Raw genomic sequence first — 15,801 nt, 5'->3', positions numbered from 1 at the left:
AATGGCGGAACAAAAGACACCGAGTATTATTGTTAAAACTATGGAAGACGTCATGCACGAATCCATGATGCCGTATTCCGAGTTTGTTATTATGGACCGCGCGCTTCCCCGCGTGGAAGACGGACTTAAACCCGTTCAGCGTCGTATTCTATACAGTATGTCGGAGCTCGGAATAACGCCCGATAAGCCTTACCGCAAGTCGGCGCGTATCGTTGGCGACTGCATGGGTAAATTTCACCCGCACGGCGACAGCTCAATATATTTCGCTATGGTGCGTATGGCTCAGCCTTTTAGCATGGGCGCTTGCCTTGTTGACGGGCACGGCAACTTCGGTTCGGTAGACGGCGACAGCCCCGCCGCTATGCGTTACACCGAAGCGAGGCTCACTCCGCTTGCTCTTGAACTGTTGCGCGATATAGATAAGAACACCGTTAAGTGGAGTTGCAACTTCGACGACACTCTTATGGAACCGGATATGTTGCCCGGACGTTTCCCCAACCTTTTGGTGAACGGCGCGAGCGGCATAGCTGTGGGGCTTTCAACGAATATTCCGCCGCACAACCTTATGGAGAGCATAGACGGCGTTATAGCGTATATAGATAATCCGCACATAAAGCTTGCCGACATGATGAAAATAATAAAAGGTCCCGATTTTCCTACGGGCGGATTTATTATAGGCGGCGACGAGCTCGTTAAGGCATACGAGACGGGCAAGGGCAAAATCATCATGCGCGCCAAGCTTCATATAGAAAACGGCGAAAACGAAAAGAAACTTATAGTTATAGACGAATTGCCGTTCCAAGTGAACAAATCGCAGCTTTTGGAAAACATACTTAAAGCGCGCGAAGAGAAAAAGGGCGTGCTCACGGGTATAACCGAGATAACCGACGAAAGCGACAGGGGAGGTATGCGCGCCGTTATTAAAGTTAAGCGCGATTGCGACCCTAAACCGATAATAGACGCGCTGTTAAAATACACTAACCTTTCCACCTCGTTCGCAATAAACATGGTTGCCATTGCCGACGGCAAACCGCAGCTAATGGGCTTGCTCGACATTATAGCGTATTATGTTAATTACCAACGCGACGTTGTGCTTCGTCGCACTCGCTACGAGCTTGACGCCGCGAAAGAGCGCGAGCACATTTTGGAAGGTCTCGTTATTGCGGTTCGCAACATAGACGAGGTTGTTAAAATCATAAAAGCTTCGGGTTCTACGGGCGAGGCGAGAGAAAATCTGCGCAAGCGTTTCGAACTAAGCGAACGTCAGGCTCAGGCGATTCTCGATTTGCGTCTTGCGCGACTGACTCACCTCGAAGTGTATAAGCTTGAAAAAGAGCTTGCCGACGTGCGCACGCTTATAATCCGCCTAACGGCAATCGTTGCGAGCAAAAAACTTCAAATGGATTTGGTTAAAACCGAACTGTTGCAAATACGCAAGGCATACCGCGAAAACCGCAAATCCGCAATACTCAAAACGACGGCGGATTACGTTGTGCCGAGCGAGGACGACGAAAAGCCTGTTGAAGATTATATTGTTGCCGTAAACGCGAACGGCAATATTAAACGCATGTTCGTTAAAAACTTTACTATGGCGACAAAAGATTTTACCGAAAACTCCACGCGCAACGAAATTTGCCCGTGCATAGTTAAGGCGAACAGCTTAGAGCGAGTGTATTGTTTCACTAATTTAGGCAACTGTTACAAAATAGACACCGAATCCATTCCCGAAGGCAAATGGCGCGAAAAGGGCGCTCCGCTTAAAAAAGTCGTGCCCGAAAGTTTAGACGGCGAACGCATAGTGTTTATGCAAACGGTTGAAGACGCGTTGCCCAAAGGAAACCTTATGTTCTATACTCGCTCCGGCATGGTTAAGTGCAGCGAGTGGAAAGAATACGGAGTTGTTAAGAGCACCTTTGCCGCCATAAAACTTAAAGAGGGCGACGAAGTTATAGCTATGGAACACGGCAGGAAAAATTGCACGCTTATGTTCGTAACTCGTTCGGGCATGTGCTTAAACGCCGATATGAGCGACATTCCCGTTCAAGGCAGAATAGCCGCAGGCGTTAAAGGTATTCAGCTTGCCGACAACGACGAGTGCTTATTCATAGGGCAAATAAACGGCGACGGCGAAGTTGTGCTCGTATCTGACAAAGGATACAGCAAGCGCGTGCTCGTGTCGCAAATAGACGTTATGGCGCGATACAGAAAGGGCGTGAAAATAGTTGACTTTAATAAGAAAGACAACGGAACGTCGCTTGCGTTCGTCTCGTATGTAACCGAACCCTATAAGATTGTGCTTGTGTTCGACGACGATTATCTTTCGAGTTATTCCACCGAAGCGCTAAGCATAGAAAACCGCACACATGCGGGCAGACCTATAATTAAAGGCAAAGCGAAAATCAAAGAAGGGCTTATTTATAACGATAAGCTAACAAACTGAAATTAAATAACCGAACTAAAACGAACTCGCAATTACTGCGGGTTCGTTTTTTTTATATCAAAAATCAAAAGAGAAAATTTGCAAAAAAGTTTTTCGCAAAGTCTGCTTGACTTCGGGGGGGGGTATGGTATACTTAGCCCATAAAAAATGTAAACAAAGGAGGCATTTTTATGGAAGAGTATGGTGAACTCGAACGAGCGGAACAAACCGTGAGTTCGCACGCGGAGGAGCAAGCTACTTTGCAGGTTGCGAAGTCGTCTTTTACGGGCGGGGCGTTTGCAAATTTCTTTATGGCGCTCGCCGCAAGACTTGCTACTATTTTGTCGCTCGGAATAGCGTATCCGTTTATGGTGTGTTGGCGCGAACGTTGGGTGGCGAGCCATACATACATAAACGGAAAGCGTTTGCGGTTCGACGGTAACGGCGGTGAGCTTATCGGCAAGTATATTATTTGGTGGCTTCTCAGCATTGTTACGCTCGGCATTTATTGGCTTGTGGCGGTTAAACTTCGGCTCGAAGGGTGGAAAACAAAGCATACGCATTTTACAGACGAAAACGAAACCGAAAGCGCAACCGAAAACGGAAGCGAACCCGAATCGAAGTTTACGGGCAGTTGCTTGGCGTTTCTCGGCATTAGGCTGCTCGCCAACTTCGTAACGGTAATAACGTTGACGTTCGGAGCTTATTGGGCGTATTGCTTTAAATTGCGCTACGTTATAGGACACAAGATAATAGACGGAAAAGAACTCGATTTCAACGGCAAAGGCATACAGTTTTTCGGCAAGTGCATTTGTTGGGTATTGCTTACTCTTGTAACGTTCGGAATATATTCGTTCTGGCTCACGGTTAAAATTAAAAAGTGGACGGTGCTACACACCAACACGCGCGAAGCGTTAGCTATTGCCGCCGAATTGGGCGTTGCTGTGGGCGATACTGACGAAAAAGCTCCCAAAGTGGCGAAAGGTTTTGTGTTTAGCGTTGCGGGCTTCTTGTTGGTTTTATTGCAAGACTTTTTTAAGGGTGCTGTGTTAGATTATTTCAAAAATAGTTGGCATTTTGGAGGCTATGGTTGGCTGTTCAATTTATTGATGCAATTAGGTGTTCTTGCTGGGCTCGGGTTGTCTATTGCGGGACTTGTTTTAAATAAAAAAGATAAAGCTCTTGACCCTAAAATTGCTCCATATATAAAAATCGTTTCTATTGCCTCTATTGTAATTTGCGGTGCATTCTTTTTATTTAATCTGTTTGCGCGATTTGGTATGTTTAGAATCTTTTTATAAGGTTAAAAACGCCGCCCGATAAAAAAATTCGGGCGGCGTTTTTGTATGCGTTTTTTACTTTTCAAATCAAAGGGTTCTTGCGTTTTGAATATTTATTGCGCTTATAAGCGCTTTAATCGAAGCCGACATAATATCGGTGTCTATACCCGCGCCGAAACAAGGTTTGCCGCCGAGCGTAGATATGCCCACATAGGCGCAGGCGCGCGACGCGGAACCGCTTTCGAGCGCGTGCTCGGTGTAAGTCGTAATTGAAAAACCGAGCTTTAAAGCGTCTTTAAGGGCGTTTGCGGCGGCGTCGAGCTGCCCGTTGCCCGTTCCGCTTATAGAAAGCGCTTTGCCATGATGCAATATGCGCATGGATATTTGCACGTTTCCTTCTTCTTTTCCGAAAGTAAAATCCACTAATTCGACGGGGGAGAGAACGTTTGCGTATTCGCGCAAGAATACGTCGCGCACTTCGTCGTTTGAAAGTTCTCGGTGTAATTTGTCGGACGCATCTTTAATTTTGTAGCCAACGTTTTCGCGCATGGCTACGGGGAGCGAAAAGCCATATTTTTGTTCGAGAATATATCCTATGCCGCCCTTGCCGCTTTGGGAGTTTATGCGGATTACGTCGGCGTCGTAATTGCGCCCCACGTCTAAGGGGTCTACCGGCAAATACGGAACGCTCCATATTCCGCCTTTCGCTTTTTCGCGGCAGGCAAGCCCTTTTGCAATCGCGTCTTGATGAGAGCCCGAAAACGCGGTAAAAACCAGAGCGCCCGAATACGGTTGGCGCGGGTTGACCGTCATGCCGCTGAGCCGTTCGTATGCTTCGACCAACTCGGGAAGAGCGGAAAAATCGAGCTCGGGCTCAATTCCGTGCATAGCCATGTTCATGCCGAGCGTTATAATGTCAACGTTGCCCGTGCGTTCGCCGTTACCGAACAGCGTGCCTTCCACTCTGTCGCCGCCCGCCAAAAGTCCGAGTTCGGTGTCGGCAACGGCGGTGCCTCTGTCGTTGTGCGGGTGCAAAGAGAGTATAACGTTTTCGCGGGAACGCAGATTTTTAGACATATATTCAACCTGACTCGCATAAACGTGAGGCAAGCTCATTTCAACCGTTACGGGAAGATTTATAATTACTTTTTTGTTTGGCTCGGGTTGGAATACGTCTAAAACCGCATTGCACACTTCGAGCGCATATTCGGGTTCGGTGCCCGTAAAACTTTCGGGAGAATATTCGAATAAAAAGTTTCCGTCGGTTTCGTCGGCAAGCTTTTTTAAAAGCGACGCTCCCTCTACGGCGATTTTTTTAATTTCCTGTTTGCTCTTTTTAAAAACCTGTTCGCGTTGCGCTACGCTTGTGGAATTGTATAGGTGCACAATAGCTTTTTTCGCGCCTTTTATTGCCTCGAACGTTTTCTTTATAATGTGCTCGCGCGCTTGCGTAAGAACTTGAATGGTAACGTCGTCGGGAATGAGTCCGTCGTCTATAAGTTTGCGGCAAAACGCATATTCGGTTTCGCTTGCCGCAGGAAAACCTATTTCTATTTCTTTAAAACCCACTTTCACAAGGAGTCCGAAAAACTCGATTTTTTCGTCTAAACTCATGGGATTTATAAGCGCTTGATTGCCGTCGCGCAAGTCTACGCTACACCATGCGGGCGCTCTCTCAATATGTTCGCGCTTAGTCCATTCGAGCGATTCTGTGGGCGGCATAAAGTAGCCGCGCGCATACTTTTTAATATCCATAATTCGGGTGCTCCTTGTTTTGCGCTATTTTACATTATAACGCAAATATTGTCAAGCGAAAGGGGGCTAAATTATTTGTCAAAAAATCGCCGATATGATATACTCTTACGGTACGGACATACATATTATGCCTAATATTTCAGCGAGAGGTTATTCAAATGAAAAAGCAGACTGTTTTAGTGCTTGATTTCGGCGGGCAGTATAATCAACTTATTGCGCGCAGAGTGCGCGAACAAAGCGTGTATTGCGAACTGTTGCCCTATAATATATCTATCGAAAAAATAAAATCTTACAACCCTATCGGCATTATTTTCACAGGCGGCCCTAACAGCTCGTATGCCGAGTCTGCGCCCAAGCCCTCGCCCGAAGTTTTCGAACTCGGAATACCTGTTCTCGGAATTTGCTACGGCTATCAACTTATGGCGATTCAATTCGGCGGCAAGGTGGCAACGGGACCGCGCGAATACGGCAAACAGTCTTTTACCCACAATGGCGGCAAGCTATTTAAGGGAGTGCCTGCCGAAAGCGACTGTTGGATGAGCCATACCGACTATGTGGAAAAACTTCCCGACGGTTTTAAAGCTACCGCGAGCACAAGCACATGCCCCATAGTGGCTATTGAAAGCGAGAGCAAAAAAATGTACGGCGTGCAATTCCATCCCGAAGTTATGCACACCAAATACGGCACCGAAATTTTGCGCAACTTTTTGTATTCGGTTTGCGGAGCGAAAGGCGACTGGGTTATGTCCGACTTCGTTAAAACCGCAGTTGCCGACCTTAAAGCTCGCATAGGAGACAAAAAAGTTCTTTGCGCTCTTTCGGGCGGGGTAGATAGCGCCGTTGCCGCAACTTTAATACACAGAGCTTGTCCCAACCTTATTTGCATTTTCGTAGACCACGGGCTACTCAGAAAGTATGAGTCGGAAGAAGTTATGCGCGTGTTCAAGGACGAAATGGGAATGAACCTTATTCGCGCCGACGCGAGCAAACGGTTCCTTTCGCTTTTAAAGGGCGTAACCGAGCCCGAGAAAAAGCGCAAAATCATAGGCGCGGAATTTATTCGCGTGTTCGAAGAAGAGGCTAAGAAAATAGGAAAAGTGGACTACCTCGTTCAAGGCACGATATATCCCGACGTTATCGAATCGGGACTCGGCGGAAGCGCGACAATAAAGAGCCACCACAATGTGGGCGGACTTCCCGACGTGGTGGACTTTAAAGAAATCGTCGAGCCGCTTCGCGACTTATTTAAAGACGAGGTGCGCAAAGTGGGCTTCGAGCTCGGACTCCCCGAAAACATAGTTATGCGTCAGCCGTTTCCGGGTCCCGGTCTTGCAATCCGCATAATAGGCGACATAACCGAAGACAAACTCGAAATTTTGCGCGACGCCGATTATGTGTTCCGCGACGAAATCGCAAAAGCGAAACTCGACCGTGAAATATGGCAATATTTCGCTGTGCTCACCGGCGCGCGCAGCGTTGGCGTTATGGGCGACGAAAGAACTTACGACTACACCCTTGCTTTGCGCGGCGTAACGAGCGTAGACGGCATGACGGCGGACTGGGCGCGTATTCCGTTCGACGTGCTCGAAAAAATATCCACCCGAATAGTAAACGAGGTTAAGCATATCAACCGCATAGTATACGATATAACGAGCAAACCCCCCGCAACAATCGAATGGGAGTAATATTAAGATTTTAGAATAAAAAAGGTATTGACAAAATACAAAAACTGTAATATAATTAAAGAGTAAATAATGTTGTGTAACAGTCTCTTCCGTGTGTAAAGACAATAAGGAGGGCTATTCCAATGGTTTATTTTGCGGCGTAATGAATTTCGTATCATGAAATTTGTTACGCCTTTTATTATTTAATTTTTAAGGGGTGTTTTATGAAAAGGTTTTTAGTAATAGGAATGGCGCTTATTTTGGGTTTGTTCTGTATGGGTTGCGGAGAGTCAGAAGAAACCTTGTTGAACGTGTCCGACAAGTTCTATACTTTGCAAGAATCTTTTGATAACGGTTGGCTTAAGCAAAAGGATTTAAAGAGCATCGCGTATTATTATAATGACGGAGACATTGGCGAAGAGTTTGAGCCAAATCCTAAAAAGCCGCTTAGTAAAGAAATTGAAATGGGTATAAAACAAACATATTTAAATAATTGGCTTAAAGAGAAAGTGCCGGAAGCTACGGAGGAAAACGTAAAAATTTTGTGTTATTATGGTACATATGGTAATTGTATTGTGGCTAAGGTTTCCGATGACTTACTGCGTTATGACTATGTTTTCGAGGAGGAAAAAATTATAGGAGGTGTGAGGTTTCTAAATTATTGCGAAGCATACACAAAAGTCTTGACAGTTCAGTGAATATTAAATGTCGACAATGGGAGAAATGAAAATGAGAATAACTGTAAGAAAAGTTTTCGCTGCGTTAGTCGTTATATTTATACTCTCTTCATTAGCTATTACTGTGTCTTTATCTAAAAAAGCAGCAACAGAAAGTATAAATTATGATAATGAACACATACAAGGTAATATATATTTAAAAAAAATAGCGCATGAATGTGATAATCAATATTCGGAAAACAAAATAGAACATATTAGTCAATTTCATGATATCGTTTATGGGAAACAAGGTTTTTGTAATGTTGAAGAACGTTATTTTCAAGAAAATCAAAACACGATTCAACCATTGAATGCTTCAGTATCCAATAGAAATACATGCAATTCTATTTCATCAGCGCATGGGCGCGGAAGAGAAAACGGATATAATTCGCTGTTTTTGTCTACCGGTTGTTGTAATTACAGCGGATATTCGTATACATACGGTTCTCATAATATTCCGTATTATATAAATACATCCACTATGACGTCGACACTTGCAAATAATATTAGAGCTCAAGCCGAACTTTGGAATGATGCTGTTATGCATGACGGAACGGGTCAAATTGTAAATTTGTATGAAGTAAATCACACAAATAAAATTAACGGTTTGCCTGTTGTAGTGGTAAGCAGAGAAGATATATCTGATTATGCCGGTTTATTTTATCCCTCAAAAACATCGCCCAAAATCGAAGTGTCTGCTTCTTCTATGAATGTTGACACACCTGTTCATGAGTTTGGGCATTTACTTGGCTTACATGATTTGGATTCGCATTCTTCAATTATTTCCGGAACTCATGAAGTTTTAATGGGATATTCAAGAGGTACGACTACGGCTACGTTAGATAAAGCTATCAAATATCAAGATATACAGGGCATAGCTGTAATGAGTAACAGGCATACGGAACATAGATTTGATAGGTTTGTCATAAGAGACGGAAAATATGTTCATTTGTGTTTTTATTGTGATATTGTAGATAGTCGCTCAACAATCATATCCGGTAGTGAACTTATGGCTACAGCATCAACTTGCGCGCATAATTATGAACTTATGGTATCTCATCGTAGTCGACGGTGGTATAAATGTACAAAATGTTATAAAGTGGTTGAAAATCCTACCGAATATAAAATAACGTTAGATATCGGTTATGGCGGAATGAAAGATGAAACTACAGTATTATATGGGGCGCAAGTACAAGCAAGTTATGCGCCGTCGCGAACCCATTATGAATTTGACGGATATTATTCGGAGCCAAACGGGAAAGGGATTTGCTATGTTAAAAGCGCTGTAAAACAACTTGATGAAAATTTTTATAGTTTAGAACCTGTAAGCACAAATAACGGTTGGAAAAAATCGGGCGACGGAACTCTTTACGCAAATTGGAAATTGCTATCGGTTGACTATACATATGAAGTCATTAGCATAGGGAACGGATATTTGCCTACGCGGACGGTAAGAATTACAAGCGGGCAACCTGTTACATTGTATGGAACACCGGATAGCGGTCATGTTTTTGTTCGTTGGACTATAAACGGAATGAGCTATTCCACACAAAACTTAACGCATACTTTTACTTTACATAGAAGTTATACCACCGGTAAGATTACAATTTATAATCCTAATTTTAGCGGTTCAGCTACATACAGTGACGGAAGTATGCATTTATCGCTTCAAAAAAACGCGCGTTCTACGATTAGTTCGGTTGCAAATGACGAAGGCGATTTCGGGTAGAAAAATATATTTAATATAGTAATAAAAAACGCTATGCGAAAATTTATAAAAATCGCATAGCGTTTTCTATATTGAGCTATATCGGTCAAAAACAATTAAAATTTTTGCATGCTTTTTCCCGTGAAGCGTGCGGCGGTTTTCATTAAAGCCTTTTCCGTTTGGTCGGGCTCTTCGTCGGTGAAAAGCACAAGCGCGCCGAAAACTCCCGTTTCGCCGAACACGGGGTAGAAAGCGGCGAATTTGCTGCGGAATTTTATGCCCGCGTCACTGCACAAAAGCACGCTGCTTTTTTGTTCGAGCGCGGCGGCTTTCGCTTCTTCCGAGAGTTCTTCGCCCGTGAGTTCGTGTTTTCCCGAACCCGAAAATTCGAGCCATTCTTCGTTCGAGCAAACGCCGAGCGGTTTGTCGGTGTGTTCGGAAAGTACCGAAAGCGCGATTGCTCCCACGCTTTTGAGTTGAGCCGAGAGGTCTACTTTGCGAATAAGAATTTCGCCGCTTGAAAGCGCGCGCATTTCTAAGGGGTCGCCAACCTCTATTCTGTTAAGCTTTCTGAATTCGCGCGGTATTACTATTCTGCCGAGCGCGTCCAACCTGCGGATAATACCCGTTTCTTCCATTTGATTTCTCCTTTTTGAATGTTTTGTTTTCATTAGCATGTCGAATGGAAGCATAAAATATGTAAAAGCCGTTATAGTTGAGGGGTTTTAATTGACTATTTTGCAAGTTTAAGGTATAATACATGTGAAAACGCTTGTTCGCAACGGCGTTTTCGCGTCGTATTTCAACATTATAAGGTTACAACAGCTTTATGAGGGTTTCCGCAACCATTGCTTTCGTTACGTTGCAAAACGGACGCGAAGAATATTTTACCGACGGGTTCGTAGAATTCGAAGATTCTTCGGTTAGAATAAGTTACGTTGCCGATACATATTCGCTTTCGCTCGAATACGATGCGGGCGGCGTTACGGTGACGCGCGAAGGCGAGCACGGCTACCGAGCGGTTTTTCGGGAAGGGTGCGAAACGGTTTTCGAAACCGAAAAGTTTTCTTTTCCGCTTTTTACTGAGAAATTGCGTTTTAAAGCGGGAGAAGGGAAAGTTCATTTGTCGGCGAAATATTCGCTCGGCGGTAAAAACGAGGATACTACTACGGTAATATTGCACGTCGTTTATCCTAAAAAATCGGAGGAACTATGAAAATTCAGTGGCTTGGACATTCCTCTTTCCGTTTAACGGAAAGTACGGGCGCGAGCATAATAACCGACCCGTTCGACCCGTTGACGGTGGGTTACGACATGGCGTGCCTTCCGTGCGACGCTATAACGAGCAGTCACGGGCACAGCGACCATAACCACTTTAAGGGAGTTTCGGGGAATCCCGTTATAATAAACGAGCCGGGCACGTTCGACGTGAACGGAATCAAAATTCACAGCGTGCTTACGAGCCACGACACCGAAGAGGGGGCCCTGCGCGGAAAAAATCTTATTTATCAATTCAGGCTCGACGGTGTAACAGTTTGCCATTTGGGCGATATAGGCGAGGTGTGCACGCCCGAGCTTATCGAGCAGTTGATTCCCGTTAATATTTTGCTTATTCCCGTAGGCGGCAACTACACTATAGACGCCGAACAGGCGAAGGAATATGTTGACCACATAATGCCCGACGTGGTTATTCCCATGCATTTCAAAACCCGCAGAACTGAGCTCGACATAGACAAAGTAGAAAACTTTTTGCGGCTGTTCGACGACGAAACTGTTATAGAGCACGACGCGGACGTTCTCGAATTCGACCGTTACGATTTCGACGGCGCCGGCACTAAAATAATACTGCCTAAACGCTATAAAGAACAATAAAGTAATTTTTAAGTGAAAAATAAAACAGCGTTTAAACGCTTGCTTTATTTCGCGGTAGTATGATATAATATTTCGGTAACGGTTTTATTGCGTCGCTTTTTTGGCGTTCGCGTTCGTTGCGCATATTCAGGAGGTCGGTTTTACGACATGAAGAATTTTTTGTTTTCGGTGCCCCGTTGGGTAAGTAACTCATTTCCGACAATTCGTTTGGTGCTTTTAATAGCAATGGTGGTTCTTGCTTTGGCTATGATTTTGGTTGTGCTGTTTCAGCCTTCTACGGGCGACGGTATGGGCGCAATATCGGGGCAAGTGTCAGACACTTTCTATTCCAAAAATAAAGGACGTTCGCTCGAAGGGATTATGAAACGCTTGACCATTGTGTTGGCGATATGTCTTTTCGTTATATCTATTCTGTTTTTCGTAACCGTTGTTGTGTATCCGGTTGCGTAAAAGCGGAAAGTAGGTAATTTCGGTTTTATAACGAGAGCGGGCGTTTTTCCCGCTCTTTTATTTTTGCATCGAAAAATACGATAATTGTATTATAATATATTGAAAGATAAAAAGAGGCTTAAAAATGAGTAAAGCAAAAAAGAAAAACAAAAGCGGCACGGCTAAAAGCGGCGGCAAAAACCGCTCGCCTAAGTGCGCGAAATCGAAAAAGCAGGCTGTCGCGTTTAGAGCCGCCAAAGGCGGTGCCGAAACAGAAAAGCTCACGGGAAGAATAGACGCGAGCAGTAAGGGGTTCGGCTTTTTGATACGCGACGACGGCGGAGATGATTTGTTTATTCCCGCGCGCGACATGAACTCCGCGCTCGGAGGCGACAGAGTTGTTGCCGAACGCACGGGGCGCAGCAAAGGCGCGGGGGAAGCTAGAGTGCTCGAAGTTATCGAGCGGGCTAACGAACGAGTTGTGGGAACGTATTGCCGCGATGGAAATTACGGTTTTGTGGTTGCCGACAACAGTCGTCTCGGTACCGATATTTTCGTTAAAAACGAATTGAACGGCGGCGCCGAGAACGGCGAAAAAGTGGTTGTTAAAATTCTTTCGTATCCGCCGCTTCGCCGTCCCGACGGAGAAATTATAGAAATTCTCGGCTATCCCGACGAGGCGGGCGTAGACGTTTTAAGTATTATACGCGCGCACGATTTGCACGAAAAATTTCCGCTCGGCGTAATAGAAGAAAGCGAGCGTATTCCCGATAGGGTAACCGAAGAAATGTTTGCGGGACGCAAAGACTACCGCGACGAACTTATTATAACAATAGACGGCGACGATTCGCGCGATTTCGACGACGCCGTAACTCTAAGCCGCACCAAAGACGGATTGTACCGTTTGGGGGTTCATATTGCAGACGTTGCGGAATACGTCGGGCGAGGCACGAAACTCGATAAAGAGGCGTATGCTCGCGGCACGAGCGTGTATTTTCCCGACCGCGTAATTCCCATGTTGCCCGAAAAGCTGAGCAACGGAATTTGCTCGCTCAACGAGGGCGAAGACAGGCTCACGCTGTCGGTTATAATGTGGTTCGACAACATGGGCGGTATAGTAAGGCATAAAATACGCGAGGGAATAATTCGTTCGCGCGCCCGCATGACGTATTCGCAGGTTGCCGCAATTTTGAGCGGCGACGAAGAACTTCGCGCCCGCTACGCTTTTTTGGTGCCTATGCTCGAAGAAATGAAATTGCTTGCCGAACTGCTACGCAACCGTCGCACGGAAAGGGGCAATATAGAATTCGACATTCCCGAGTGCAAAATAGTGCTCGATTCCAAAGGGCGCACTACGGACGTTGTTAAAAGCAAACAACTTGTTTCGCACAAAATTATAGAGGAATTTATGCTTGCGTGCAACGAGACCGTTGCCGAACGTTTCGTGCGAGAAAAAGCTCCGTTCGTTTTCCGTGCCCACGCGGCGCCTCCCGCCGAAAAAGTGCAAGCTCTCGTTTCTTTCGTGTCGGCGCTCGGACTTTCTTTTAAAGGCAATTTAAACGCGCCGCAAAGTATCGACTTCGCGCGTTTTCTCGCGTCGCTCGATTCGAACGTTTCGGGAGTTGTGAACCGAGTGGTGCTCAGAAGCATGAGTAAGGCGGCTTACGAGCCGAACAACGCGGGGCATTTCGGGCTTGCCGCGCCGTATTACTGCCATTTTACTTCGCCTATTCGCCGTTATCCCGACCTTATGATTCACCGCATTATAAAAGATTTTTTACGCAACGGCGAAAAAGCGTTTAAAAAATACGTCGACGTGGTGGGCGAAGTTGCGAAGCGCAGTTCGGAGCGTGAAAAACTTGCCGAATCCGCAGAGCGTAAAGTGGACGACCTTAAAAAAGCGGAATATATGCGCGGAAAAATAGGAGAAAGATATTCGGGAATAATTTCGGGCGTTACGGAGTGGGGAATATTCGTTGAACTCGAAAACACCGTCGAAGGACTTATTCGCACCGAGAATTTGCCAGGCGGCGGATATGTTTTCAACGCCGAGCTTTTCCGTCTCGACAGCCCGTCGCACACTTTTAAACTCGGCGATTCGGTTGATATAGAGGTTGAAAAGGTTACTGCCGACAGAGTTTCGTTTAAGCTGCAAGAGCCTGAAAAACAGAGTTTTACGCCGCGTTAAACGGAGTCGAAAAAAAGCGTTAAGAAAAAATGTATAAAATTTACCAAAGGGAAAAATACTAAACTTGCGCATAAGAACTTAACAGTTAAAATTCACTTATGCGAAATCAAAATAAAGGATGGTATTTTTTATGGTTAAGTTACTTGCATCGGCAGCGTTATCGTTGGTTTCTTTGGTTCCCGTACAGGCGCCTAAGCACGTTGAAAAGCCCCCTCTTGCCGACGGTGATTCGGTAATCGTTAAGATTATGCCCCACCGTGCGGAAATAGTAGACGGAGACTATATTGTGGATGGCGAAAACAAAAACGCCGACGCCCGTTACGAGGAACTCAAAAAAGCTCTCGACGAAAGATTCTCGTATATGTTCGAATTGAAAGCCAAACTCGACAAATATCAAAGCGTTGTAGGAGCAAAGTGGGACGAATACTACAAACTTCACGAACAATACAACCGCGAGCTTAAAAAAATAATAGCTTCGTGGGTAACTGAAAACAACTACTTGCAAGAAAAATAAGTACGCTTTAAACAAAGTTTTGCATCTCCGTTATAAAGCCCGCACAATTTCCGTTATGTGCGGGCTTTTTTGTTGCTTTTGTAAAGTTTCAATGTTATAATAATTAGGTTAAAAAAACACCTAAGGAAAACGTTTATGAAATTAGGAGTGGTAGGTTTACCTAACGTAGGAAAGAGCACGCTTTTCAACGCTATTACGAAGGCGGGCGCGGAGTGCGCGAACTATCCGTTTTGCACAATAGAGCCGAATGTGGGCGTGGTTCCTGTGCCCGACGCGCGTCTCGACGTGTTGGCTAAAATGTATAACACCAAAAAGGTGACTCCCGCAGTGCTCGAATTTGTGGATATAGCAGGGCTTGTTAAAGGCGCGTCTAAGGGAGAGGGGCTGGGAAACAAGTTTTTGTCGCATATACGCGAAGTTGACGCTATTGTTCACGTTGTGCGTTGTTTCGGCGGGAGCAGCGTTATTCACGTTGACGGCAGCGTAGACCCGTTGCGCGATATAGAAACAATAAACCTCGAACTTGTGCTCAGCGACCTTGAAACGGTGCAGAAGCGTCTTGAAAAAGCGGAAAAATACGTTAAATGCGGAGAAAAGAAATACGCCGACGAAGCCGCGCTTCTCAAAAAAATAAAAGTTGTGCTCGAACAGGGAAAAACGGCTCGCACGCTTTCGTATTCCGACGAAGAAAAAGAGCTGTTGCGCGAATTCTTTTTGCTTACCGCAAAGCCCGTTATTTACTGCGCCAACATTAGCGAATCGGATATAGGCAAAAGCAACGTTTACGTTGACAAAGTGCGCGAGTTTTCAAAGAGCGAGGGCGCCGAAACAGTTGAAATTTGCGCCAAAGCGGAAGAGGATTTAAGCACGCTCGACGACGCCGACCGCGAAGAACTTTCGCGCGATTTGGGACTTGAAGAATCGGGACTTGACAGTGTTATAAAGGCGGGATATGCTTTGTTGGGGCTTATAAGCTACCTTACTGCGGGAGAAAAAGAAGTTCGCGCCTGGACGATAGAAAAAGGAACAAAGGCGCCTCAGGCGGCGGGAAAAATTCATTCCGATTTCGAAAAAGGGTTTATTCGCGCCGAAATAGTGAGCTACGACGACCTTGTGGCGTTCGGCGGATTTAATCAAGCCAAAGAAAAGGGCAAAGTGCGCAGCGAGGGCAAAGAATACGTTATGCGCGACGGCGACGTTGTGCTTTTCCGTTTTAACGTTTAAGAAACAGCGGACGCCGCAAAGCGAAAGGAGAG

General features: G+C 45.4%; 13 protein-coding genes. 11 read left to right on the top strand and 2 right to left on the bottom strand.

What is annotated here, in order from left to right; genetic code table 11:
* Window position 1 precedes the first annotated feature (1 nt).
* Together NFR62_RS07070 and NFR62_RS07065 are read left to right on the top strand one after the other, a co-directional pair.
* The gene (locus NFR62_RS07070; protein ID WP_251616691.1) at window positions 2-2,440 is read left to right on the top strand and encodes a DNA gyrase/topoisomerase IV subunit A; all 2,439 of its coding nucleotides are present in this window, start codon (window positions 2-4) and stop codon (window positions 2,438-2,440) included.
* Window positions 2,441-2,610: 170 nt separating this feature from the next.
* The gene (locus tag NFR62_RS07065; protein ID WP_251616688.1) at window positions 2,611-3,720 is read left to right on the top strand and encodes a DUF898 family protein; all 1,110 of its coding nucleotides are present in this window, start codon (window positions 2,611-2,613) and stop codon (window positions 3,718-3,720) included.
* A 66-nt stretch (window positions 3,721-3,786) separates the two neighbouring features.
* On the opposite strand, the gene NFR62_RS07060 is transcribed toward NFR62_RS07065, so the two are convergent.
* Complete coding sequence (locus tag NFR62_RS07060) at window positions 3,787-5,457, bottom strand: 2-isopropylmalate synthase (RefSeq protein WP_338049904.1); 1,671 nt, start codon at window positions 5,455-5,457, stop codon at window positions 3,787-3,789.
* Window positions 5,458-5,612: 155 nt separating this feature from the next.
* Here NFR62_RS07060 and guaA point away from each other — a divergent pair, with 155 nt between their 5' ends.
* The 3 genes from guaA to NFR62_RS07045 all read left to right on the top strand — a co-directional run bounded on the left by guaA (window position 5,613) and on the right by NFR62_RS07045 (window position 9,563).
* Window positions 5,613-7,139, top strand: coding sequence for a glutamine-hydrolyzing GMP synthase (gene guaA / locus NFR62_RS07055; protein ID WP_251616684.1), 1,527 nt, complete (start codon window positions 5,613-5,615; stop codon window positions 7,137-7,139).
* Between the two features lie 203 nt (window positions 7,140-7,342).
* Window positions 7,343-7,816, top strand: coding sequence for a hypothetical protein (locus NFR62_RS07050; RefSeq protein ID WP_251616676.1), 474 nt, complete (start codon window positions 7,343-7,345; stop codon window positions 7,814-7,816).
* 31 nt (window positions 7,817-7,847) lie between these two features.
* On the top strand, window positions 7,848-9,563 hold the full coding sequence (locus NFR62_RS07045) for an InlB B-repeat-containing protein (protein WP_251616673.1): 1,716 nt from the start codon (window positions 7,848-7,850) through the stop codon (window positions 9,561-9,563).
* A gap of 95 nt (window positions 9,564-9,658) precedes the next feature.
* On the opposite strand, the gene NFR62_RS07040 is transcribed toward NFR62_RS07045, so the two are convergent.
* On the bottom strand, window positions 9,659-10,180 hold the full coding sequence (locus tag NFR62_RS07040) for an AbrB/MazE/SpoVT family DNA-binding domain-containing protein (RefSeq protein WP_251616660.1): 522 nt from the start codon (window positions 10,178-10,180) through the stop codon (window positions 9,659-9,661).
* A gap of 191 nt (window positions 10,181-10,371) precedes the next feature.
* Between NFR62_RS07040 and NFR62_RS07035 the strand changes: the two genes are divergently transcribed.
* From NFR62_RS07035 to ychF, 6 genes are all read left to right on the top strand, one after another.
* Window positions 10,372-10,758, top strand: a complete 387-nt coding sequence (locus tag NFR62_RS07035; RefSeq protein ID WP_251616657.1) for a hypothetical protein — start codon at window positions 10,372-10,374, stop codon at window positions 10,756-10,758.
* Window positions 10,755-11,414, top strand: coding sequence for an MBL fold metallo-hydrolase (locus NFR62_RS07030; protein WP_251616655.1), 660 nt, complete (start codon window positions 10,755-10,757; stop codon window positions 11,412-11,414). The genes NFR62_RS07035 and NFR62_RS07030 overlap by 4 nt, the downstream gene beginning before the upstream one ends.
* Window positions 11,415-11,561: 147 nt before the next feature.
* On the top strand, window positions 11,562-11,864 hold the full coding sequence (gene secG, locus NFR62_RS07025; protein ID WP_251616652.1) for a preprotein translocase subunit SecG: 303 nt from the start codon (window positions 11,562-11,564) through the stop codon (window positions 11,862-11,864).
* A 124-nt stretch (window positions 11,865-11,988) separates the two neighbouring features.
* Window positions 11,989-14,031, top strand: coding sequence for a ribonuclease R (gene rnr / locus NFR62_RS07020; protein WP_251616649.1), 2,043 nt, complete (start codon window positions 11,989-11,991; stop codon window positions 14,029-14,031).
* A gap of 130 nt (window positions 14,032-14,161) precedes the next feature.
* The gene (locus NFR62_RS07015; RefSeq protein WP_251616646.1) at window positions 14,162-14,545 is read left to right on the top strand and encodes a hypothetical protein; all 384 of its coding nucleotides are present in this window, start codon (window positions 14,162-14,164) and stop codon (window positions 14,543-14,545) included.
* Window positions 14,546-14,680: 135 nt separating this feature from the next.
* Entirely contained in the window at window positions 14,681-15,769 is a 1,089-nt protein-coding gene (gene ychF, locus NFR62_RS07010; RefSeq protein ID WP_251616643.1) for a redox-regulated ATPase YchF, read from the top strand.
* Window positions 15,770-15,801 lie beyond the last annotated feature (32 nt).

This window comes from Pumilibacter muris (assembly GCF_943193045.1).
In the GTDB taxonomy this organism is placed as follows: Bacteria; Bacillota; Clostridia; order Christensenellales; family Pumilibacteraceae; genus Pumilibacter; species Pumilibacter muris.
The sequence above is the reverse complement of the archived record's forward strand: the minus strand, read 5'-3'. Positions and strand labels throughout refer to the sequence as shown.